The following is a 20,712-nucleotide window of genomic DNA, read 5'->3' as shown; positions in this document are numbered from 1 at the left end:
CGTTTAAAGTGAGTTCAGGAACGCCAGCAACGCGGCGCGTTGCTCGGCATCGAATGTGAGCACGAAGTTGCGTGCCGCCTCGGCTTCGCCACCATGCCAGAGCACGGCTTCCAGCAGGTTGCGGGCGCGGCCGTCGTGCAGGAACTGGCTGTGGCCACTGACGGTTTCGCTCAGGCCGACGCCCCATAGTGGCGCGGTACGCCAGTCCTGGCCGTTGGCGGCGAATTCGGTACGCTCGTCAGCCAGGCCCGGGCCCATGTCATGCAGCAACAGGTCGCTGTAGGGGCCGATGACCTGGTTGGCCAGTTCGGGCTCGGCCGCATCGGCGGCGGTGGTGAATTGCGGTGTGTGGCAACCCTGGCAGCCGGCCTGGTAGAACAGGTTCTTGCCGGCCAGTACCTGCGTCGACCCTACGTCGCGGCGCGCCGGTACGGCCAGGTTGCGGGTGTAGAAAGTGACCAGGCGCAGGATGTTGTCGCTGACTTCCTTTTCGCCGTTGGCGCCGTCGCCGTTGGGCGCGGCCAGGCAGTCGGCCTGCGCCGCGGTGCAGTCGTCGCCAGGCTGCAGGGTGGTGGTCAGGCCCATGTCGCCGGCAAAGGCGTGCACGTTCTGCTGGTTGACATTGGGCTGCCCGGCTTTCCAGCCGAAGCGGCCGATCACGGTCTTGCCCTGGGCATCATCCCACACCCGGTTGGCCCGCCCGCGGATACCGTCGCGGTTGCGGTCGTCCGGGTCTTCGTTGGCCAGCAGGTCGGCTTCGGGGATGGCTTCGAGCAGGCCCAGGCCGATCATCGGCGGCGCCACCCTCGCTGAAAAGCGCGTGTCGGGGTGCATCACGCCGTAGCCAAGCTGGGTGATCTGCAGGGTCGGCTTGCGCAGCTCGACCTGGTGGCCATCCTTGAACGAAACAGTCTGGCTGCTGTAGCTCACCCGTACCTTGCCTTCTGGCGCCACCCCGGGAATGGCCATGTCCTGCAGCTGGGTGCCGTACACTGGCTCCGGCACCACGCCAAGGCGCTCGATCACCTTGGCCAGGTAGGGCTGATCGGGGATCGACAGGCGTACCAGCATGCCCACGGCGTTGTTGTCATCCAGTTCGGGCGGGTGGCCACGGCCGTCGCGCACGTGGCAGTTCTGGCAGGCGTTGGTGTTGAACAGCGGACCCAGGCCGTCACGCGCGGTCGTGGTCGATGGGGCGATCACCCAGGGGTTGCGGAAAAAGCTGTTGCCCACGGCAAAATCCAGGCGCCGCTCGGGCGAGAGGTTGGCCGAAGGCAGGGAATAGGCGTTGCGGTCGCTGCGCTGCACGGTCGCCTTGCCGCCTGACAACGCTTCGCCGGGCTCGGCCTGGGTAAAACGCGGGGCGTCGTCACAGGCGGCGAGGGCGAGGGCCAGCAGCAGCAGGGGGAGTCGGGACAGCGACAAGGACATCGAAAATCCTGGGCGTGAGCGAAAAACCGGCGTGCAAGCTTAGCAGGGTGGGGAAGTTTGAATAAGAGCAATTTGCAATTGCTGGATGAAATCGGTGTCAGTTGGCCAGAAGCCAAAAAGGCGACCCGAAGGCCGCCTCTTTCATGAACCGCTACCGCACGATCAGAATTCGTGATCCGCAGTATCCGGGTTCAGGTTGGAAATGCCCAGCTTGCCTGCGGCCTGCTCGATCGCGCCGGTCTGCTTGACCAGCGAAGCGATGGCATCACGCACGATCTGATTGCCGGCGGTGTTGTCGGCAGCGATCAGCTGGTCGTAGTGCTCGCCTTTGAGGGCGTGGTCGACGATCACCTGGATCTTGGCTTCGGTGGCTTCCAGGTCGGCCTTGAGGGTGGCGTCGGCGGCCGGGTCGACCTTGGCTACCAGCGACGACAGGCTTGGGCCGGTCACCTTGCTGCCGTCCGGACGGGTGTACTCGCCCAGGTAGACGTTGCGGATGCCCTTGGCGTCGTAGAAGTGCGAGTAGTGAGTGTTGTCGCTGAAGCAGTCGTGCTCGTCTTCCGGCGAGTTGGCTTCCAGCGAAACTTTCATGCGCTCGCCCGCCAGTTCGCCCAGCGACAGGCTGCCCATGCCGAACAGCATCTTGCGCAGGCCGTCGTTGACCGATTCGGCTTCCAGCTTGGCGCGGTAGTTGTCGGCCACGTTCGGTGCCCAGTTGCCGACCATCTCTTCGAGGTCCTTGACCAGCAGGTCGGTGACGGCCTTCAGGTAGGCGCGGCGACGGTCGTTGTGGCCGCCAGTGGCGCCCTGGCCTTCCAGGTAATCGGAAGCCGGACGGTTGCCAGCGCCCGGGCCGGTGCCGTTCAGGTCCTGGCCCCAGAGCAGGAACTCGATGGCGTGGTAGCCGGTGGCAACGTTGGCTTCGGAGCCGCCCAGTTCGTTCAGGCTGGCCAGCTTCTCGGGGGTGATGTCCTTGACGTCGATTTTCTCTTCGCCCACCTGGATCTCGGTGTTGGCGATGATGTTGGCGCTGGCGGCCGGGTTGCCCAGGGCGTGCTCGTAGCTCTTGTCGACGTAGTCGATCAGGCCTTCGTCCAGGGGCCAGGCGTTCACTTGGCCTTCCCAGTCGTCGATGATGGTGTTGCCGAAGCGGAACGCTTCGCTCTGCAGGTACGGTACGCGCGAGGCGAACCAGGCTTCCTTGGCGGCCTTCAGGGTTTCGTCGTTGGGCTTGGCCAGGAACGCGTCGACAGCGGTCTGCAGGGTTTTGGCGGTGCTCAGCGAGTCGCTGTACACGGCGTAGACCAGCTCGGCGTAATGCTTGACCACTGCTTTACCGGCGGCTTCGTCGACGGCCCCTGGCGCGGCAGCGGTGGTGCTGGCGGCAGCAGGTGCCTGGGCTTGCGGAGCAGCAGCCTTGTCATCTTTTTCGCCGCAACCGGCAAGGGCGATGGCGATGGCCAGCAGACTGGCCGAGGCCAGAGGCATACGAATCATTATTGGTTTTCCTGCGTCGTGTGGTTGGACAGTGCGCCGAGGCACGCGAAACCACAACATCATGCGAAAGATTTGCATTTGCTGTAAAGGGGCGGGGGCGCAATTGATGTAAATGCGGGTCACGGCCTGTAACCGGCGGGTTGCGTCAGAACATCGAAACCTGGTTACGCTGGGCCTGCTTGAGGAATTGGGTGAGCTCACGGGCCGACAGCGGCTTGCTGTAGTGGTAGCCCTGGCCCTCATGGCAGCCTTGGGCGACGATGTAGGTTTCCTGTTCGACGGTTTCCACGCCTTCGGCAATTACCTGCATGCCCAGGCTCTTGCCCAGCTGGATGATGGCGCGAACGATGGTGGCATCGTCATCGTCGTCGAGCAGGTCCTGGACGAAGCTCTTGTCGATCTTGATCTTGTCCAGCGGCAGCGATTTCAGGTAGCTGAGCGACGAGTAGCCGGTGCCGAAGTCATCGATGGCAATCAGCGCCCCCGAGCGGCGCAGGCTCAACAGGTGCTGGGCGGCGGTGCTGATGTCCTCCATCAGGCCTGTCTCGGTGACTTCCAGCTCAAGGCTGCGCGGCGGCAGGCGGTAGGCCTGCAACAGGTTGTTGACCACCCGCGGCAGTTCGCTGTGGTGCAGCTGCACGGTCGACAGGTTGACCGCCATGCGCAGGTCGCTGAAGCCTTGGTCATGCCATTCGCGCAGTTGCCGGCAGGCCTGGTCGAGCACCCATTCGCCGATGCTGATGATGCTGCCGTTCTGTTCGGCCAACGGAATGAACTGGTCCGGTGGCACCATGCCCAGCTCTGGGTGCTGCCAGCGCAGCAGCGCCTCGACCCCGACAACGCGGTGGTCGCGGTAGCTGATCTGGGGTTGGTACACCAGGTACAGCTGGTTGCGCGGCAGGGCCTCGCGCAGGTCCTTTTCCAGCTCGCGGCGGCGGCGCATCTCACTGTCGACGCTGGCGATGTAGAACTGATAGCGGTTGCGCGAACGGGCCTTGGCCAGGGTCATGGTCTGTTCGGCTTTTTGCAGCAGTTTCTCGGTGCTGTCGCCATCTTCGGGGAACAGGGTGATGCCGATGGTGGCGCGCAGGCGAATCTGCTGATGGTCGAGGTCGAACGGCACTTCCAGGTCGTCAAGAATGCTCTGTGCCAGTTCGGCGGCCTCGTAGGGCTGTTCGATGTTGGCTTGCACCAGGGCAAACTGGTCACCGCCCAGCCGTGCCAGCGCACCGAGGCGGCCGCTGTGGGCGCGCAGGCGGTCGGCCAGCGCCAGCAGCAGTTGGTCGCCGACCTGGTAGCTGAATTGCTCGTTGATGCCCTTGAAGTCGTCCAGGCCCACGCACAGCACTGCCACACGGTGCTGCAGGCGGCCGCCGTCGACGAGGATCTTGTCCAGCTGCTGCTGCAGTTGCTGGCGGTTTGGCAGGCCAGTGAGGAAATCGTACTGGGCCATGCGTTGCAGGCTGTTCTCGGCCTCATGGCGCAGGTGGGTGTTGCGCTCGATCGATGCCAGCAACTGGTTGGCGGTATTGACCCACAGGCCCAGCTCGTTCTTTTCGTGGCCCTTGAGCAGCGGAATCTGGTGCTGGCTGGGGCGATCGGGGTTGATTTGGGTGAGGTGCTCGATGATTTTCGACAGGGGTTTGGTCAGCAGCCAGTGATAGACCAGGTACAGCACCAGGCCCATCGCCAAGGCCCGTAGCACGCCGGAGACGAAGATGATCACCGCGTTGATCAGGAAGTCTTCACCGTAGGAGGAGGTGTCGAGGGTGATGCTGAGGTCGCCGTAATATTCGCTGTAGGGGCCGCGACCGACCAGTTGCGTGGTGTAGGTGCGTTCCTGGCCGAGGATCAGGTCGGTCAGCCAGCGCATCGACATGTCCTGCAGCGGGCGGGACTTTTCTGCCAGCATGGTTTCGTTGGGGTGGCCGATGGAGGCCATGCGCACCGATTCGTCCTGGAACAGGCCTTCCATTACCTGCATGCCCATTTCGCGGTCCAGGCTGTACACCGCCTGGGTTGAAGGGTCGCGGAACATGTCGAGGATGCGCTGGGCATCGTTGTTCACGGCCTGGCGGGTCTTGTAGGTGTCATAGACGATTTGCGCACAGCTGAGCACGACGCCGACCGCCAGCGCCGACAGCAGCACGACCCTGAGCAACTTGACCGACAAGCTGTTCCGCAATTCCAGCTTCAATGGGGTTTCCTTAATCCATGCGCATGGCATCATTTTGCCATCAATGATGACGATACACTACCGGCCGACCATGAGCAGTGTATCGGTTGCCTGACCCCGCAACTTGAGTGCGCTGTAGCAATCTTCCAGAGGGTTGATGTTAGCGTGCTATGCGGGCTGAGCAAGCAAAAGTGTGCCGGCCCTGCCCCGCGGTGCAGGCATAAAAAAACCCGGCACATGGCCGGGTTTTTTCAGGGCTGAATGACTCAGGCCTTGAAGGTCTTGCCTTCGAACTGTTCAGCAACGAAGGCCCAGTTGACCAGGTTCCAGAACGCCTCGACATACTTCGGACGCATGTTGCGGTAGTCGATGTAGTAGGCGTGTTCCCAGACGTCGCAGGTCAGCAGCGGGGTGTCGCCGCTGGTCAGCGGGCAGCCGGCGCCGATGGTGCTGGCCAGGGCCAGGGAACCGTCAGCTTTCTTCACCAGCCAGCCCCAGCCGGAACCGAAGGTGCCAACCGAAGTCTTGGTGAACTCTTCCTTGAACTTGTCGAAGGAACCGAAAGCGGCGTTGATGGCGTCAGCCAGGGCACCGGTTGGTTGGCCACCGGCGTTGGGTGCCAGGCAGTTCCAGTAGAAGGAGTGGTTCCAGACTTGAGCGGCGTTGTTGAAGATGCCGCCCGAAGAGCTCTTGACGATCTCTTCCAGGGACTTGCCTTCGAATTCGGTGCCTGGGACCAGGTTGTTCAGGTTCACGACATAGGTGTTGTGGTGTTTGTCGTGGTGATACTCCAGGGTTTCCTTGGAGATGTGCGGCTGCAGGGCATCGTGGGCGTACGGCAGCGGCGGCAATTCAAAAGCCATGGTGGATCTCCTGATTCAGGTCTGTTTGCGGTTTGCGCAAGGCCGATCACGGGCGGCCCGATAAGCGTCGGCGAGTTTTTACTCTTTGCGACGCAAGGGCTGGATCATAGCACCGGGCCCGGCGCATAACCACGCAACAAAGATAGGGAATAGAGGTTCCAGAGCGCTTGGCGGGGGGCGACAGGTGGTGGGGGGGCATGACGGGCACCGACGAAGCCAACTCAGCTGAAAACCAGCTGCGCCGCCACCGCAAACATCATCACCGCCACCATCAGATCAAGCATGCGCCAGGTCGCCGGCCGCGCCAGCCAAGGTGCCAGCCATGCCGCGCCAATCGCCAGGGTCGAGAACCACAGCAGCGAAGCACTCGCCGCTCCGGCCACATAGGCCCCAGGCTCGGTCTGCTGTGCCCCCAGCGAACCGATCAGCAACACCGTGTCCAGATACACGTGCGGGTTCAGCAGGGTCACCGCCAAGGCACTCAGCAGCACCGCGCGCCGCGAACGCGTGCCCTGGCCTTGCTGATGTTGCAGGCTCTGTCTGGAGCAGGCACTGCGCAGCGCCTTGGCGCCGTACCAGATCAGAAACACCGCGCCACCCCAGCGGGCCACCGCCAGCAAGGTCGGGTTGTGTGCCAGCACCGTGGCCAGGCCGAACACGCCGGCGGCCACCAGGATGGCGTCACAGACAATGCACAGTGCCGCCACCGGCAGGTGATGCTCGCGGCGCAGGCTCTGGGCCAGGACGAAGGCATTCTGCGCGCCGATGGCCATGATCAGGCCGAAGGCCACCAGCATGCCGTTGAGATAGCTTTGCCACATGGCGAGTACTCCGTAAAAGATGCTGGCAATTTTGTGGGTTTGTGGCCTATAAGAAAAACAAATAAAGCTGATCTGGCATTAGGAAATGTGATGTTCGATTACAAACTGTTGGCCGCCCTTGCGGCGGTGATCGAGCAGGCTGGTTTCGAGCGCGCGGCGCAGGTGCTGGGCCTGTCGCAATCGGCCATCTCGCAGCGCATCAAGCTGCTTGAAGCGCGGGTCGGCCAGCCGGTGCTGATCCGCGCCACGCCGCCCAGCCCGACCGAAGTCGGCCGGCAGTTGCTCAACCATGTGCAACAGGTACGCCTGCTTGAGCGTGACCTGCAGCGCCAGGTACCGGCGCTGGACGAAGAGGGCATGCCGGAGCGCCTGCGCATCGCCCTCAATGCCGACAGCCTGGCCACCTGGTGGGCCGGCGCCGTGGGCAACTTTTGCGCGCAGCAGAACGTGTTGACCGACCTGGTGGTAGAGGACCAGGACGTGGGCCTCAAACGCATGCGCGCAGGCGAAGTGGCGGCCTGCCTGTGTGGCAGCGAGCGCCCGGTAGCAGGCGCACGCAGCCTGCCGCTGGGCGCCATGCGCTATCGGGCGCTGGTCAGCCCCGGGTTCATGGCGCGGCATTTTCCCCACGGTTTCGTGGCCAGTCGCCTCGCCCGCACCCCGGCAATCGTGTACGGCCCGGATGATTTCCTGCAACACCGCTACCTGGCATCGCTGGGCATCGAGGACGGCTTCCTGCACCACCTGTGCCCGTCTTCCGAAGGTTTTCTGCGCATGACCGAGGCCGGGCTGGGCTGGGGGCTGGTGCCCGAACTGCAGGCCCGCGAGCAACTGGCCGGCGGGCAACTGGTGGAAATCTGCAGCGATACTCCCATCGATGTGCCGCTGTACTGGCATCATTGGCGCAATGGCGGGCAATTGCTCGCGCAACTGACTGACCACCTGCGGCACACCGCACGACAATGGCTGGTGCCCTTGTAGCCACGGCTGGCGTCTGTTGCATCTGAAATCTGGCGAGACGGAGTCTTACATGCGAATTCTGGTCACCGGCGCGAGTGGCTTCATTGGCGGGCGCTTTGCGCGCTTCGCCCTGGAGCAGGGCCTGGACGTACGGGTCAGTGGCCGCCGCGCCGAAGGGGTCGAACACCTGGTCAAGCGCGGCGCCCAGTTCATCCCCGGCGACCTTGGCGATGCCGAACTGGCCAGGCGCCTGTGCCAGGGCGTCGAGGCCGTGGTGCACTGCGCGGGTGCGGTGGGCAACTGGGGGCGCTACCAGGACTTCTACCAGGGCAATGTGGTGGTCACGGAAAACGTGGTCGAGGGCTGCCTGAAGGAGCACGTGCGGCGCCTGGTGCACTTGTCATCGCCCTCGATCTATTTCAATGGCCGCTCGCGCCTGGACATCCGCGAAGACCAGGTAGCCCGGCGTTTCCATGACCATTACGGGCAAACCAAGCATCTGGCGGAACAGAAGGTGTTTGGCGCCCAGGAGTTCGGCCTCGAAGTGCTGGCGCTGCGCCCGCGCTTCGTCACCGGCGCCGGCGATACCAGCATTTTCCCACGGCTGATGCAGATGCAGCGCAAGGGCCGCGTGGCGATCATCGGCAACGGTCTGAACAAAGTCGATTTCACCAGTGTGCACAACCTCAACGAGGCACTGCTCAGCGCCTTGTTCGCCGACGACCGGGCGCTGGGGCAGGCCTACAACATCAGCAACGGCCAGCCGCTTCCGCTGTGGGACGTGGTCAACTACGTGATGCGCAGGATGCAGCTGCCACAGGTTACCCGTTACCGCTCCTATGGCCTGGCCTACAGCCTGGCTGCGCTGAACGAGGCGGCCTGCATGCTGTGGCCGGGGCGCCCGCAACCGACCCTGTCGCGCTTGGGGATGCAGGTGATGAGCCGTGATTTTACCCTGGACATCAGCCGCGCCCGGCAGTACCTGGACTACCAGCCCAAGGTCAGCCTGTGGACGGCGCTGGACGAATTCTGCGCCTGGTGGAAGCACCAGCCGCCGGGGCAGTGAAGCCGCCGGGCGGACAATGGTCATCAATGCGCCGCGCTGGCGGTTTATACTCGTGCCTCTTTGCGACTACCGCGGTTGAATGTATCCATGCGTAACCATGCTCACGATGACTACGATGACGTGCCTTCCTTGCGGGCGGGCACGGTTGATGATGACGAACTGCTGCCGGCGCACGTGGTGCGTAGCCGTCAGAAAGCGGCCCGCGGCGCCAGTACCGCGCCGCTGTGGGCATTGCTGTGCGCCTCGTTCATTGCCCTGGCGGGCCTGGGCTGGTGGAGCTTCCAGCAGATCTCGCTGATGGAGCAGCAACTGGTGGCAACCCAGGAAAGCTTTGCCCGTATCAGTGAAGAGGCCGCCGGGCGTTTGCAGGCAATCAGCGGCAAGGTCGAGGCCAGCGAGTCGGGCGCCACCACCAGCAGCGAGGCGCTGAAGCGGCAGCTTCGTCAATTGCAGCAGGGTGTGGCCGGGCAGACCGGCGACCTTGGCAAGCGCCTGGAGCAGGTGCTGGCCGACACCCGTGAACAGCAGAAAGCCGTGACCGAGCTGCAAGGCCAGCTACAGGCCCAGTTGAAGCTGGTGAATGGCGAACTGGCCGCGTTGCGCTCTGGGCAGGTTGACGGTGGCAAGCTGGATGCCAAGCTCAAGGGCCTGGACGAGCAGGTTGTCGCACTGAAGGCTGCGCAGGTCGATGGCGGCAAGCTGGACGCGCAGCTCAAGAGCCTGGACAGCGAGGTGGCTGCGTTGAAGAAGCAAGGCAACCCGAGCGCGGCCATCCAGAGCCTGGAGCAGGACATGGTGGTGCTCAAGAGCCAGATCGACAACCGCCCGGCCGCAGCTGCGGCCAGTGGTGCTTCGGTGCAGGAGTTCGATGCCTTCCGCGCGCAGACGACGCGTAACCTGAACACCTTGCAAAGCCAGGTGCAGAACCTGCAGAAGCAGATCAGCGCCCGGCCGTAAGATCATCCGCGTCTCCTTCGCCGGCACGCCCGCTCCCACATGCCTTCTGTGGAAGCGGGCGTGCCGGCGAATGGCCCAGGATCACAAGCGCGGATAATCGATGTAACCCACCGGCCCCTTGGCATAGAAGGTTTCCGGCCGAGCCTCGTTCAGCGGCGCATCCGCCGCCAACCGCGCCGGCAGGTCGGGGTTGGCGAGGAATGGCACGCCAAACGCAACCGCATCGGCTTTGCCGCTGGCCAGGGCGGCATTGGCACTGGCTTTGTCAAAACGCTCGTTGACGATGTAAGGGCCACCGAATGCAGCCCTGATCAGCGGGCCGATGCTGTCATCGGCTTCCCGCTCCCGCGAGCAGATAAAGGCGATGCCGCGTTTGCCCAGCTCCCGGGCCACATAGGTAAAGGTTTCTGCTCGGTCGGCGTCGCCCATGTCGTGGGCATCGGCACGCGGCGCCAGGTGCACGCCTACCCGGTTTGCGCCCCACACCTCGATTGCCGCGTCGGTTACTTCCAGCAGCAGCCGCGCACGGTTTTCCAGCGAGCCACCATAGCGGTCGGTGCGCTGGTTGGTGCTGCTCTGCAAAAACTGGTCGAGCAGGTAGCCGTTGGCGCCGTGGATCTCCACACCGTCAAATCCGGCGGCCTTGGCATTTTCGGCGCCACTGCGGTAAGCCTCGACCACATCGATGATTTCTTCGGTTTCCAGCGCGCGCGGGGTGGGGTAGTCACTGAGCGGGCGCACCAGGCTCACATGGCCCTTGGCCTGAATCGCGCTGGGGGCCACCGGCAGTTCGCCGTTGAGATAGCTGGGGTGTGAGATGCGCCCTACGTGCCACAGTTGCAGAAAAATGCGCCCGCCTGCGCCGTGTACCGCCTTGGTTACGTTGTTCCAGCCTCGGACCTGCTCATCGTTCCAGATGCCGGGGGTATCCGGGTAGCCAACGCCCATGGCGCTGACCGAGGTCGCTTCGCTGAGAATCAGCCCGGCGCTGGCGCGCTGCACGTAGTACTCGGCCATCAGCGCATTGGGGACGCGGCCCTCGTCGGCACGGCAGCGGGTGAGTGGGGCCATGATGATGCGGTTGGGCAGTTGCAGGTCGCCCAGGGTGATCGGATCGAAAAGCGTGGTCATAACGGTTACCTGCTGGTCAAAGCGCTTGGCGCAGTTGTTCGAGGAACGCCTGGAGGGTGGCTTCGTCGCGTCTGAAGAAGTGCCATTGGCCGATCTTCTGGCTGCGGATCAGCCCGGCGCGCTGCAATGTCGCCAGGTGGGCGGAAACAGTCGACTGCGAGAGGCCGCAACGTTGGTCGATCTGCCCTGCACACACACCGTTATCGGTACTGTGGTACTGGTCGGGAAAGTGCGTTGCCGGGTCTTTCAGCCAGCTGAGGATTTCTCGCCTGACCGGGTGGGCCAGCGCTTTTATTATTTCGTCGAGATCGAGAGGCATGGGTTGAGGCTCTATGTAGCGGCATATCGCGATAGGGCGAAATATAAATCGGAAAATGACGATATACAAATATGAAAACGTTCTTGACTGAGTGCCAAACGCTATATCGGGTTATGACGATATACCCCCAGGCGATGCTAGACTGCGCTGATGAACTACCTCGCACACTTGCACCTGGGCGGCCCGGCGCCGCAACAACTGCTTGGCAGCCTGTATGGCGATTTCGTCAAAGGTTCGCTGGAGGGGCGTTTCCCACCTGCGCTGGAGGCGGCGATACGCCTGCACCGGCATATCGACAGTTACACTGATCAACACCCCTTGGTGCTGGCGGCGTTGGCACGTTTCCCACGGGAGCGGCGACGCTTCGCGGGTATTGTCCTGGATGTGTTCTTCGACCATTGCCTGGCGCGGCATTGGCATGACTACGCCGAGCAGCCGCTTGAGCAGTTTACCGATGGGTTCTATCAGGTATTGCTGGCCGAGCCAGAGCTGCCCGGGCGGCTGGCCCGGATCGCGCCGTTCATGGCAGCGGATGACTGGTTGGGCGCATATGGTGATTTTGCCACTCTGGAGCAGGTGTTCAATGGCATCGCCCGGCGGCTGTCGCGGCCGGAGGGGCTGGCAGGGGTGATGGGGGAACTGGAAAAGCTGTATGAGCCGCTGATGCTGGACTTCAGGGAGTTTTATCCGCAGTTGCAGGCGTTTGCGGCGGCGGGGCGTCGGGGACTGCATCAGGGCTGACAGGTGCTTGCCGAAAGATATGCAGCGCCTGTGAGATCGCGCGCCGCGCGGGCGGCGCTGGATCTCACAGGCGCTGCTTATGTTGTGGCACTCAAGCAGCCCGCGCCTGCCGCCGTGGTGCTACCTCAACGTCTTCAACCCCAAACAGCGCCAGGTGAATCGCCTGCTGCGCCTGCACCGCCAGCACCGCGCGTTCCTTGCCCACACTACCGATCGGTTGCAGCATGTGAATGCAAACCTCACCCCGCGGCTGGGCAAACAGGCGCATCAGGTGCGACACCATGTCGTCATCGCCAATGAACGGCGCAATCGTGTCGATCTGGCCATCGCGCAGGTACTGGATAGCCACCGGCTGCACCGCCACCCCACGGTCGATGGCGCCTGCCAGCAGACGCCCATGAAAGGTGCGCAGGCTGCGGCCGTTGGTGGTGGTGCCTTCGGGGAAGATCAGCAACGGCCGGGCCAGGCCCAGTTGCCCGGCGATCTGCTCGCGCAGGCGCTGGCTGTCGCCGCCGCCACGGCGGATGAACAGGCTGCCGGCTTTTTCCGCCAGCCAACCGGCCACTGGCCAGTGGCGCACTTCAGCCTTGGACAGGAACGACAGCGGCAGCAGCATGCCCAGCAACGGTATGTCGGTCCAGGAAACATGGTTGCTGACCCATAGCATCGGCCGTTGCGGCAGCGCGCCCACCACCCGCACATCGAAGGGCAGGGCGGCGACCAGGCGTTTCATGAACAGGCAGCTCCAGCGCTGGCGGCGCTCGATCGGCGCCTTGAAGCCCAGGCGCTCGCCCACGGCGATCACGCTGGCCATCAGCATGCCCAGAAGCAGCACCAGCAGCAGGCGAGTGAGGCGGGCCAGTGCCCGCAACTTCGGCATCAGACCGCTGCCTTGAAGTGGCGGGCGTAGCGTGGGCACAGATCGTCACGCTTGAGCAGGATGAACACGTCGGCTACCTGGAAGTCTTCGTCCCAGCACGGCTCGCCGCAGATCTTCGCGCCCAGGCGCATGTAAGCCTTGAGCAGTGGTGGCATTTCGGCGATGACGTTGCCGGGCAGGGCCAGCTTCGGCAACGGGTTCTTCGGCTCGGCGCGCAAGTGTTCGGTGCACAGGTAGCGCTCACGCAGGCGCTGCATCACAGCGTGGGCCTGCACGCCGCCGTCCTGCATAGGGATGCTGGCGCAGCCCATCAGGTAGCTGTAACGGCCCTCGTTGAGCACTTCGGCCAGTTCGCCCCAGAGCACGGCAATGGTGCCGCCGTTGCGGTAGTCGGGGGCCACGCAGGTACGGCCCAGTTCGAGGATCGGGCCCTGCAGTTGCAACAGACCGTGCAGGCTGAATTCTTCTTCGCTGTAGAAACGGCCCAGGCTGCTGGCGGCCTGATGGTCGAGCAGGCGGGTAGTGGCGACCAGCTTGCCGGTGCTCAGGTCGCGTACGCCAATGTGGCGGCAGTGCACGTCGTAGTCATCCATGTCCAGGCCTTGCTCGGCGCCTCTGAGCCGGGCCTTGAATTCTGCGCTGAACACTTTGTAGCGCAGGGCCTGGGCTTCTTGCAGGGCCGCGGCGCCAACCAGGCGTTCGGCTTGCAGACGGCGTTCAGTGCTGTTGTCGCCAGAGTGAGCGATCCGAGTCATTACGAGTCTCCATAAGCCAGCCATGAAGGGTTGCGGCCGGTCGGCTTTGTTGTGCAAAGTCAGCCTAGGTAGACGCGGTGTCACCCCCGTGAATGTTTGGTGATGCTTGCGTGACACCCCCGAAAGCCTTCACCGAAAGCCCCAGCGAGGAGCTGTCCAATGGCTTGGTTGCAACGACTCAACGACCCGCATCGGCAAACGCTGGCGGGCTCCCTGGGCGAGACCTACGCCGCGCTGCTTGAGCGCCTTGGCCCGGTTGTCCCGTTCGAACTGGCAGTTCTGGGAGGGCGCGCGATGGCCACCCCGGGGCTGGCGTTTCTGCTGGGCTATCAGGCGGCCTTGCGCGTGCTCTGGCCCAGCGCTCCGTCCAGTCTCGGGGCCCTGTGCGCGACCGAGCGGCGCAGTGTGCGGCCGGCAGACATGCGCACGCGCCTGGAGGATTTGCGCCTGACAGGCAGCAAGGACTTCGTCACTGCAGGGCTGGAGGCGCAATGGTTGCTGGTGGCGGCGCGCAGCGAAGCGCCCGGTGCGGCGCCGCAGTTGAACCTGGCAGTGGTGTACCCCGGGGTGCATGGCGTGACCCTGGAGCCACTGCCGACCCTGCCGCTGATGCCAGAGGTTGGCCACGGGCGGGTGCTGCTGGATCATGCCGCCTGCGAGTTGCTGGCCGGTGATGGCTGGGATGCTTATGTGAAGCCGTTCCGCTCGCTGGAGGACCTGTACGTGCTGACCGCATTGACGGCCTGGCTGTATGGCGTAGGGCAGGAATGCGCCTGGCCGCAAGGGTTGCGCCTGCAGTTGCTTGGGCTGCTGGCCGGGTGCGCCGAGGGCAGTCGGCAGTGTGCCGATAGCGTGGCTTGTCATTTGTTGCTGGGCGGGCTGTTTGCGCAGTTTCAGGCGTTGCGCGGGGAAATCGATGCGGCATTGGCGATGGGGCCGGAACACTGGGCACAAATCTGGCAGCGTGACCAAGGGGTAATGGCGCTGGCTGCGGCGGCGCGGGAGAAGCGGCTGAACAAGGCTTGGACTGCTGCGGGATTGTCATGAATGCCTGATAGGTTGTCGTGAACTATTGAATCCTGGGGCCGCTTTGCGGCCCATCGCCGGCAAGCCAGCTCCCACATTGATCGCGCAATGCCCGAGGTATATGCCGTACCTTTGGGAGCTGGCTTGCCGGCGATGGGCTGCACAGCAGCCCCAACGCAGGCGAACGCGATGAAGGCACTTCTGCTGATACTGGCGATGATTACGGGTTGCGCCTGGGCGGAGGCATGGCCTCAGCCTGACTGGCCGATCGATAAGGCTAACCTCAACTGGCAAGCCGTCGACGCCTACGCATTCCCCGCAAACCCCACCTCCGAGCGCAGCGGCATCCGCACCGATGCCCTGCTGATCATCCGCGACGGCCGTATCCTCCACGAGCGCTACGCAGCCCCCACCACCGCCGCCACAGCGCACCTCACCTGGTCGGTCAGCAAGAGCGTACTGGCCACGCTGCTGGGCGTCGCCCAGGGCGAAGGACGCTTCCAGCTGCAAGACCCGGTCGCTCGTTTCTACCCGGCCATGGGCGCCCACCCCGGCGTGCGCATGGCCGACCTGCTGCACTGGGCCAGCGGGCTGGACTGGCAGGAAGACTACGAGTACGCCCCGCTCAAATCCTCGGTGGTGGCCATGCTGTATACCCGTGGCCGCGAGGACATGGCGGCCTACACGGCAGCGCGGGGCACGGCGGCCAGCCCCGGCCAGCGGTTTCTCTATTCCAGTGGCGATACCAATCTGCTGGCTGGCGCACTGCGCGGCATGCTCGATGCCGGGCAGTACGCCGATTACCCCTGGCATGCGCTGTTCACTCCGCTGGGTATCGACAGCGCAGTGTGGGAGCGCGATCGCGCGGGTACCTATGTCGGGTCTTCCTATCTCTACCTGAGCGCCCGCGACCTGGCCCGAATAGGCCTGCTGATGCAGCGCGACGGCCAGTGGCAGGGCCGGCAACTGCTGCCCAAGGCCTGGGTGGCCTTCAACCGCACGCCATTTGCCCTTGCCCAACCGGTACCCGGCGAGGCCAACCCCGGCGGCCACTGGTGGCTCAACCAGCCACTGGGCGGTGCCCAGCGGCCTTGGCCGAATGCGCCCGCAGACACCTATGCCGCCCTCGGTCACTGGGGCCAGGCGCTTTACGTGCTGCCCGCGCAAAAGCTGGTGATCGTGCGCTATGCCGATGACCGCGACGGCAGCTACCGCCACGATGAGCTGCTCAAGCGGGTACTGGCTGCGTTGGCCGGGGAGGGTGCATGAAGCGCATGTTGTTGCTGGTGCTGGCGGGGCTGTTGTACTGGGCCTGGCAGGAGCGCCAGGCCCTGGCAGACTTCCCCGGCATCCTCTCGGCCTACTCGGCCAAGGAATATTGTTCGTGCCGTTTCGTCATGGGCTTCGAGCAGGCGTATTGCCTGGGCTATGTGCAGCAATGGCTGCCGCTGAGTTCGCTGGAGGAAAACAGCCAGCAGCGCCAGGTGACCGCCGAGGGCCTGGGCCGGCGCAACCAGGCTGCCTGGCAAAGCCAGCGCGAGGGCTGCCGCTTGCTGCCGTGAAGGCGGGCGGGTAAGGTTGGCGGCTTGGTTTCACGAGATCTGTCATGTTCAAGTTGCCCCGTCTGCTACCCGCCCTGTTGCTGGCTTTTTGCCTGCCCGCCCACGCCAATTGGCACCTCGATGGCGAATCGTCTCGCCTGTCATTCATCACCGGCAAGAACGGCGACACTGCTGAAGTGCATCGCTTTCTGGTGCTGCATGGCAAGGTCGACCGCAAGGGCGTGGCGGGGCTGAGCATCGAGATGGACTCGGTCAGCAGCGGCATTCCGTTGCGTGACGAACGCATGCGTGACGGCCTGTTCGAGGTCGAGCGCTTTGCCGAGGCCAAGGTGCAGGCGCAACTGGATCTGCAGCCGATCAACGACCTGGCCAACGGTGCGCAGATCGAGCTGCGCCTGCCACTCACTGTCACCCTGCACGGCCAGTCGCACAGCTACAACGCGCTGTTGCTGGCCACTCGGCTGGACGAACGCCGTTTCCAGGTCGTCACCCTGGAGCCTGTGGTGCTGCGTGCCGAGGACTTCGGCCTGCTGCCAGGGCTGGAAAGCCTGCGCAAGTTTGCCAAGCTCACGTCCATCAATCCGTCGGTACCGGTTAACGCGGTACTGATTTTCACCGCGCGCTGACATGCCGGGGCCGGTCTTCCCCTGGCGGGATGGCAATCAGTTCGAACTGCTGATCGACGGCCCCGAGTTTTTTCCGCGCATGCTCACCGCGATAGTGCGCGCCGAATTTCAGGTTGACCTGGAGCTGTATCTGGTCGAGGCCGGCGCCTGCGCCGAGGCGGTGGTCGAAGCGCTGGAACAGGCCGCCCGCCGTGGGGTCCGGGTACGCTGCCTGTTCGACGACTACGGCTCGTTGGCATTCAACAGCAAGTTGCGCCAGCGTCTGCTGGACGCGGGCGTGTACCTGCGCTGGTACAACCGCCTGCGCTGGAAGCGCGGCCTGCGCAACCTGTACCGCGATCACCGCAAGCTGCTGCTGGTGGACGAACGCTGGGCGGTGGTCGGCGGCACGGGGGTTACCGACGAGTTCTGGACGCCGGGCGACCAGACCAGCGAGTGGCACGAGGTGATGGTGCAGATGCAAGGGCCGGTGGTAAGCGACTGGCAGCTGCTGTTCGACCGCCAGTGGCACGCCAACAACCGCCGCACCGCCTGGCGCCCCGCCGAAGGCTTCGGCCTGCCGCGCCTGCCCAAGGCGCCTGCACAAGGGCAGGGCATGGCACGGGTCGCCTATGCCGACGCCCGTCAGCATCAGGACATCCTGCATTCGTTGGTGCGGGCCCTGAACAGTGGCAAGCAACGGGTGTGGCTGGCCACGCCGTACTTCCTGCCGACCTGGAGCGTGCGCCGCTCGTTGCGCCGCGCCGCCAGCAAGGGCCTGGATGTGCGCCTGCTGTTGACCGGCCCGCGCACCGACCACCCGTCTGTGCGCTACGCCGGGCATCGTTACTACCCCCGCCTGCTGCGCGCCGGGGTGCGCATATTCGAATACCAGCCCTGCTTCCTGCACCTGAAGATGGCTGTGGTAGACGACTGGGTCAGTGTCGGTTCGTGCAACTTCGACCACTGGAACCTGCGCTTCAACCTGGAAGCCAACATCGAGGCGCTGGACCCACCGTTGACCGCCGCAGTGGTGGCCAGCTTCGAGCGTGACTTTGCCCACAGCGAGGAAGTCGACCTCGCCCACTGGCATGCCCGGCCACTGTGGCGGCGCGTCAAGCAGCGGGTATGGGGCTGGCTGGACCGGCTGGTGGTCAACCTGCTCGACCGGCGCGACTGATAGCGGCTATCGTGCATTGACTGTTCACGGGCAATGCAAGGAGTGGGTGCGATGACGGCGAAGAAGATTCTCATGCTGGTCGGCGATTACGTCGAGGATTACGAAGCGATGGTGCCGTTCCAGGCGCTAAGCATGGTCGGCCACACGGTCCATGCCGTATGCCCGGAGAAGGTGGCGGGGCAGACCGTACGCACGGCGATCCATGACTTCGAGGGTGAGCAGACCTACAGCGAAAAGCCCGGGCACAATTTTGCCCTGAACCATGACTTCGTGCGGGTACGGCCCGAGAGTTACGACGCGCTGCTGATCCCGGGTGGCCGCGCGCCGGAGTACCTGCGCCTGGATGAGAAGGTACTGGAACTGGTGCGTGCATTCGACAAGGCCGGCAAGCCGATTGCCGCGGTGTGCCATGGCGCCCAGTTGCTGGCTGCGGCTGGCGTGCTGGAAGGCCGTGAATGCAGCGCTTACCCGGCCTGTGCGCCGGAGGTGCGACTGGCGGGGGGAACGTTCATCGACATCGCTGTGGACCAGGCGCATGTGGACGGCAACCTGGTGACGGCACCGGCGTGGCCAGCGCACCCGGCTTGGCTGGCGGCCTTTCTCAAGGTGCTGGGCACCCGTATCGCCTGACCGGGCCTCTTCGCGGGTGAACCCGCTCCCACAGGATCGCCACACACTTCAAAACCTGTGCAATCCCTGTAGGAGCGGGTTCACCCGCGAAGAGGCCGGTACAGGCAATGCACCCCTGCCAGGTTTAACCCACCTGCTCAACCCAGTCATTGAGGTTGTAGTAGTTGGTCACCCGCGCAATCTTGCCGCAGTGGATATAGAAGAACGCCCCCGCCGCCAGCACATAGGTCTGCCCGTTGGCCGCCGGCAACCCCTCGTCATCGGCCAGGTATTCCCCATGCACGGTGAACTCCGCCGCCGCACGGCTGCCGTCGGCGTTCTGCATCACCACGATATCGGCCAGGCGTTCACGGTAGCAGCGGTTCATCTTGTCCATGAACGCGGCAAACCTGGCCTTGCCCATCTGCCGCTCACCCTGGTTGATGTCGTGAATCACGTCTTCGCTGAGCAGCGCCAGAAAGCCCGGCATGTCGCCAGCGTTAAAGGCGGCGTAGTAAGCATTTACCAGTTCGGTAGCGGTCATGGAACAATACCTGTCGTGTAGGGAAAAGGCGGGACGTTGCCTCGGATGATAGGGTTTCCCCTCAAGCCCGGCTTAGCCGAGCGCGTCATCCACATCGACAAAACGACCGCCAAGCATGGAAATACGCCTGTTGCACGGCGCCGCTATCGCGCCTTACATCGATGACCTCGCTCGCCTGCGCCTTACCGTGTTCCGCGAGTTTCCCTACCTTTACGACGGCACCCCGGCGTACGAGGCCGACTACCTGGCGAGCTATGCCCGCTCCGGGCGCAGCCTGGTGGTGCTGGCGCTGGACGACGGCAAGGTGGTCGGTGCCTCCACCGGCCTGCCGCTGGTGGATGTTGCGCCGCAGTTTCAGCAGCCGTTCCTGGCCCAGGGGCGCGACCCGGCCAGCGTGTATTACTTCGGTGAGTCGCTGGTATTGCCGCAATACCGTGGCCAGGGCCTGGGGGTGCGCTTCTTTATCGAGCGCGAGTCCTATGCGCACAAACTGGCCGAGTTCGACTACTGTGCTTTCTGCGCGGTCGAGCGGCCCGGCGTTCACCCGCGGCGGCCTGCGGACTACAAGCCGCTGCATGGCTTCTGGCGTAACCGCGGCTTTCTGCACGACCCGTCGCTGCGCACCCGCTATGCCTGGCGCGACCTGGACGAGCAGGAAAGCTCGGAGAAACTGATGTCGTTCTGGCTGAAGGAACTGCCGATATGATCCACCTGGCGGCCTGCCAGTACGCCATTGAGCTGCATGAAACCTGGGACGCCTATGCCGACCATCTGCAAGGCCTTTGCGCCGAGGCGGTGGAAATGGGCGCACGCTTGCTGTTGCTGCCGGAGTACGCCGGGCTGGTGCTCAGTGGCCAGCTGAGTGCCGAGCAGCGGGGGGACCTGAAGGCGTCCATCGCCGGCATCCAGCCGTTGATCGAACCTTGGAAAGCGCTGTGCGAGAGCATTGCCCGACGCTGGGGTATCTACCTGCAACCGGGGAGCATGCCAGTGCTCGACGGCGATGGGTGCTACCGCAACCGTGCCTGGCTGTTCGGCCCCAAGGGCGTACTCGGCTACCAGGACAAGCTGATGATGACCCGCTTCGAGCGCGAGCAATGGGGTATCACCGCAGGCCAGGGATTGCAGGTGTTCGACACCGAACTGGGGCGCCTGGGGATCCTGATCTGCTACGACAACGAGTTCCCGATGCTGGCCCGGTGCCTGGCCGAGGACGGTGCCGACCTGATCCTGGCGCCGAGCTGTACCGATACCGAGGCGGGTTATCACCGGGTGCGTATCGGCGCCCAGGCGCGGGCACTGGAAAACCAGATTGCCGTGTTGCAGAGCCCCACGGTCGGGCTGGCGCCTTGGTCGCCGGCGCTGGACGAGAATCAGGGCCGGGCAGGGCTGTTCGTGCCGCCGGATCATGGGATGCCGGGGGATGGGGTGCTGGCGCTGAGTGAGGACTTGAGCCCGGCTACCAGCCAATGGCTGGTGTGCGAGCTGGATCTGCAGCAAGTGCGGCGGGTGAGGACGCAGGGGCAGGTGTTTACCCGCAGGGATTGGCCGCAGCAGTTTGACAGAGTGCTTTGAAGGCAGGGGCGGCC

The 20,712-nt window shown here is 64.2% G+C and carries 22 protein-coding genes; 12 read left to right on the top strand and 10 right to left on the bottom strand.

Annotated features, from left to right (window positions below; genetic code table 11):
• Positions 1-3: 3 nt before the first annotated feature.
• From AC5O5R_RS22440 to AC5O5R_RS22420, 5 genes are all read right to left on the bottom strand, one after another.
• Positions 4-1,431: a di-heme oxidoreductase family protein gene (locus tag AC5O5R_RS22440; protein WP_172221090.1), complete on the bottom strand. Its 1,428-nt coding sequence runs from the start codon at positions 1,429-1,431 to the stop codon at positions 4-6.
• A 162-nt stretch (positions 1,432-1,593) separates the two neighbouring features.
• On the bottom strand, positions 1,594-2,928 hold the full coding sequence (locus AC5O5R_RS22435) for an imelysin family protein (RefSeq protein ID WP_172221093.1): 1,335 nt from the start codon (positions 2,926-2,928) through the stop codon (positions 1,594-1,596).
• Positions 2,929-3,073: 145 nt separating this feature from the next.
• Positions 3,074-5,125 (bottom strand): putative bifunctional diguanylate cyclase/phosphodiesterase, encoded by a 2,052-nt coding sequence (locus AC5O5R_RS22430; RefSeq protein WP_172285604.1) that lies wholly within the window; start codon positions 5,123-5,125, stop codon positions 3,074-3,076.
• 245 nt (positions 5,126-5,370) lie between these two features.
• Positions 5,371-5,967: a superoxide dismutase gene (locus AC5O5R_RS22425; protein WP_172227421.1), complete on the bottom strand. Its 597-nt coding sequence runs from the start codon at positions 5,965-5,967 to the stop codon at positions 5,371-5,373.
• A 221-nt stretch (positions 5,968-6,188) separates the two neighbouring features.
• Positions 6,189-6,788, bottom strand: coding sequence for a LysE/ArgO family amino acid transporter (locus AC5O5R_RS22420; protein ID WP_172227423.1), 600 nt, complete (start codon positions 6,786-6,788; stop codon positions 6,189-6,191).
• 90 nt (positions 6,789-6,878) lie between these two features.
• Between AC5O5R_RS22420 and AC5O5R_RS22415 the strand changes: the two genes are divergently transcribed.
• The 3 genes from AC5O5R_RS22415 (at position 6,879) to AC5O5R_RS22405 (ending at position 9,771) form a co-directional block, all read left to right on the top strand.
• A complete protein-coding gene (locus AC5O5R_RS22415; RefSeq protein ID WP_172227425.1) occupies positions 6,879-7,769 on the top strand; it encodes a LysR family transcriptional regulator ArgP in 891 nt (296 codons plus the stop codon).
• Positions 7,770-7,818: 49 nt separating this feature from the next.
• Positions 7,819-8,814, top strand: coding sequence for an NAD-dependent epimerase/dehydratase family protein (locus AC5O5R_RS22410; RefSeq protein ID WP_172227427.1), 996 nt, complete (start codon positions 7,819-7,821; stop codon positions 8,812-8,814).
• Between the two features lie 87 nt (positions 8,815-8,901).
• Positions 8,902-9,771 (top strand): ATPase, encoded by an 870-nt coding sequence (locus AC5O5R_RS22405; RefSeq protein ID WP_172227429.1) that lies wholly within the window; start codon positions 8,902-8,904, stop codon positions 9,769-9,771.
• An 81-nt stretch (positions 9,772-9,852) separates the two neighbouring features.
• Here the strand turns inward: AC5O5R_RS22405 and AC5O5R_RS22400 are convergent, their stop codons facing one another.
• A complete protein-coding gene (locus AC5O5R_RS22400; RefSeq protein ID WP_172227431.1) occupies positions 9,853-10,902 on the bottom strand; it encodes an alkene reductase in 1,050 nt (349 codons plus the stop codon).
• A 16-nt stretch (positions 10,903-10,918) separates the two neighbouring features.
• Positions 10,919-11,221: an ArsR/SmtB family transcription factor gene (locus tag AC5O5R_RS22395; RefSeq protein WP_172227433.1), complete on the bottom strand. Its 303-nt coding sequence runs from the start codon at positions 11,219-11,221 to the stop codon at positions 10,919-10,921.
• A gap of 150 nt (positions 11,222-11,371) precedes the next feature.
• Between AC5O5R_RS22395 and AC5O5R_RS22390 the strand changes: the two genes are divergently transcribed.
• Positions 11,372-11,962, top strand: coding sequence for an acyl carrier protein phosphodiesterase (locus tag AC5O5R_RS22390; protein ID WP_172227435.1), 591 nt, complete (start codon positions 11,372-11,374; stop codon positions 11,960-11,962).
• 91 nt (positions 11,963-12,053) lie between these two features.
• Here the strand turns inward: AC5O5R_RS22390 and AC5O5R_RS22385 are convergent, their stop codons facing one another.
• Positions 12,054-12,842 carry a 1-acyl-sn-glycerol-3-phosphate acyltransferase gene (locus AC5O5R_RS22385; RefSeq protein ID WP_172227437.1) on the bottom strand — a complete coding sequence of 263 codons (789 nt, stop codon included), beginning with the start codon at positions 12,840-12,842 and terminating at the stop codon, positions 12,054-12,056.
• A complete protein-coding gene (gene olsB / locus AC5O5R_RS22380; RefSeq protein ID WP_172227439.1) occupies positions 12,842-13,597 on the bottom strand; it encodes an L-ornithine N(alpha)-acyltransferase in 756 nt (251 codons plus the stop codon). The genes AC5O5R_RS22385 and olsB overlap by 1 nt, the downstream gene beginning before the upstream one ends.
• Before the next feature lie 159 nt (positions 13,598-13,756).
• Between olsB and AC5O5R_RS22375 the strand changes: the two genes are divergently transcribed.
• The 6 genes from AC5O5R_RS22375 (at position 13,757) to AC5O5R_RS22350 (ending at position 18,600) form a co-directional block, all read left to right on the top strand.
• Positions 13,757-14,644, top strand: coding sequence for an acyl-CoA dehydrogenase middle domain-containing protein (locus AC5O5R_RS22375; RefSeq protein WP_172227441.1), 888 nt, complete (start codon positions 13,757-13,759; stop codon positions 14,642-14,644).
• A 168-nt stretch (positions 14,645-14,812) separates the two neighbouring features.
• Complete coding sequence (locus AC5O5R_RS22370) at positions 14,813-15,892, top strand: serine hydrolase domain-containing protein (protein WP_172227443.1); 1,080 nt, start codon at positions 14,813-14,815, stop codon at positions 15,890-15,892.
• Positions 15,889-16,185, top strand: a complete 297-nt coding sequence (locus tag AC5O5R_RS22365) for an amidase (RefSeq protein WP_172227445.1) — start codon at positions 15,889-15,891, stop codon at positions 16,183-16,185. Before AC5O5R_RS22370 ends, AC5O5R_RS22365 begins: the two co-directional genes overlap by 4 nt.
• Before the next feature lie 44 nt (positions 16,186-16,229).
• Positions 16,230-16,811 (top strand): YceI family protein, encoded by a 582-nt coding sequence (locus AC5O5R_RS22360; protein WP_172227447.1) that lies wholly within the window; start codon positions 16,230-16,232, stop codon positions 16,809-16,811.
• A 1-nt stretch (position 16,812) separates the two neighbouring features.
• A complete protein-coding gene (locus AC5O5R_RS22355; protein WP_172227449.1) occupies positions 16,813-17,970 on the top strand; it encodes a phospholipase D-like domain-containing protein in 1,158 nt (385 codons plus the stop codon).
• Between the two features lie 51 nt (positions 17,971-18,021).
• The gene (locus AC5O5R_RS22350; RefSeq protein ID WP_172285609.1) at positions 18,022-18,600 is read left to right on the top strand and encodes a DJ-1/PfpI family protein; all 579 of its coding nucleotides are present in this window, start codon (positions 18,022-18,024) and stop codon (positions 18,598-18,600) included.
• A 124-nt stretch (positions 18,601-18,724) separates the two neighbouring features.
• On the opposite strand, the gene AC5O5R_RS22345 is transcribed toward AC5O5R_RS22350, so the two are convergent.
• Positions 18,725-19,123, bottom strand: a complete 399-nt coding sequence (locus tag AC5O5R_RS22345) for a nuclear transport factor 2 family protein (RefSeq protein ID WP_172231528.1) — start codon at positions 19,121-19,123, stop codon at positions 18,725-18,727.
• 115 nt (positions 19,124-19,238) lie between these two features.
• Between AC5O5R_RS22345 and AC5O5R_RS22340 the strand changes: the two genes are divergently transcribed.
• A complete protein-coding gene (locus AC5O5R_RS22340) occupies positions 19,239-19,829 on the top strand; it encodes a GNAT family N-acetyltransferase (RefSeq protein ID WP_172231525.1) in 591 nt (196 codons plus the stop codon).
• Positions 19,826-20,698, top strand: coding sequence for a carbon-nitrogen hydrolase family protein (locus AC5O5R_RS22335; RefSeq protein ID WP_172231522.1), 873 nt, complete (start codon positions 19,826-19,828; stop codon positions 20,696-20,698). The genes AC5O5R_RS22340 and AC5O5R_RS22335 overlap by 4 nt, the downstream gene beginning before the upstream one ends.
• Positions 20,699-20,712: the final 14 nt, after the last annotated feature.

The sequence above is a fragment of the Pseudomonas sp. 8_5_2 genome, assembly GCF_059295255.1.
Note: the sequence above shows the minus strand (reverse complement) of the source record. Positions and strands in the feature narration are given on the sequence as shown.

Coding starts and splice junctions, on each gene's coding strand:
- olsB (WP_172227439.1), bottom strand. CDS start 13,597: ATGACTCGGATCGCTCACTCTGGCGACAACAGCACTGAACGCCGTCTG.
- AC5O5R_RS22415 (WP_172227425.1), top strand. CDS start 6,879: ATGTTCGATTACAAACTGTTGGCCGCCCTTGCGGCGGTGATCGAGCAG.
- AC5O5R_RS22345 (WP_172231528.1), bottom strand. CDS start 19,123: ATGACCGCTACCGAACTGGTAAATGCTTACTACGCCGCCTTTAACGCT.
- AC5O5R_RS22435 (WP_172221093.1), bottom strand. CDS start 2,928: ATGATTCGTATGCCTCTGGCCTCGGCCAGTCTGCTGGCCATCGCCATC.
- AC5O5R_RS22400 (WP_172227431.1), bottom strand. CDS start 10,902: ATGACCACGCTTTTCGATCCGATCACCCTGGGCGACCTGCAACTGCCC.
- AC5O5R_RS22360 (WP_172227447.1), top strand. CDS start 16,230: ATGTTCAAGTTGCCCCGTCTGCTACCCGCCCTGTTGCTGGCTTTTTGC.
- AC5O5R_RS22440 (WP_172221090.1), bottom strand. CDS start 1,431: ATGTCCTTGTCGCTGTCCCGACTCCCCCTGCTGCTGCTGGCCCTCGCC.
- AC5O5R_RS22335 (WP_172231522.1), top strand. CDS start 19,826: ATGATCCACCTGGCGGCCTGCCAGTACGCCATTGAGCTGCATGAAACC.
- AC5O5R_RS22365 (WP_172227445.1), top strand. CDS start 15,889: ATGAAGCGCATGTTGTTGCTGGTGCTGGCGGGGCTGTTGTACTGGGCC.
- AC5O5R_RS22355 (WP_172227449.1), top strand. CDS start 16,813: ATGCCGGGGCCGGTCTTCCCCTGGCGGGATGGCAATCAGTTCGAACTG.
- AC5O5R_RS22340 (WP_172231525.1), top strand. CDS start 19,239: ATGGAAATACGCCTGTTGCACGGCGCCGCTATCGCGCCTTACATCGAT.
- AC5O5R_RS22390 (WP_172227435.1), top strand. CDS start 11,372: ATGAACTACCTCGCACACTTGCACCTGGGCGGCCCGGCGCCGCAACAA.
- AC5O5R_RS22370 (WP_172227443.1), top strand. CDS start 14,813: ATGAAGGCACTTCTGCTGATACTGGCGATGATTACGGGTTGCGCCTGG.
- AC5O5R_RS22420 (WP_172227423.1), bottom strand. CDS start 6,788: ATGTGGCAAAGCTATCTCAACGGCATGCTGGTGGCCTTCGGCCTGATC.
- AC5O5R_RS22410 (WP_172227427.1), top strand. CDS start 7,819: ATGCGAATTCTGGTCACCGGCGCGAGTGGCTTCATTGGCGGGCGCTTT.
- AC5O5R_RS22350 (WP_172285609.1), top strand. CDS start 18,022: ATGACGGCGAAGAAGATTCTCATGCTGGTCGGCGATTACGTCGAGGAT.
- AC5O5R_RS22385 (WP_172227437.1), bottom strand. CDS start 12,842: ATGCCGAAGTTGCGGGCACTGGCCCGCCTCACTCGCCTGCTGCTGGTG.
- AC5O5R_RS22405 (WP_172227429.1), top strand. CDS start 8,902: ATGCGTAACCATGCTCACGATGACTACGATGACGTGCCTTCCTTGCGG.
- AC5O5R_RS22375 (WP_172227441.1), top strand. CDS start 13,757: ATGGCTTGGTTGCAACGACTCAACGACCCGCATCGGCAAACGCTGGCG.
- AC5O5R_RS22425 (WP_172227421.1), bottom strand. CDS start 5,967: ATGGCTTTTGAATTGCCGCCGCTGCCGTACGCCCACGATGCCCTGCAG.
- AC5O5R_RS22395 (WP_172227433.1), bottom strand. CDS start 11,221: ATGCCTCTCGATCTCGACGAAATAATAAAAGCGCTGGCCCACCCGGTC.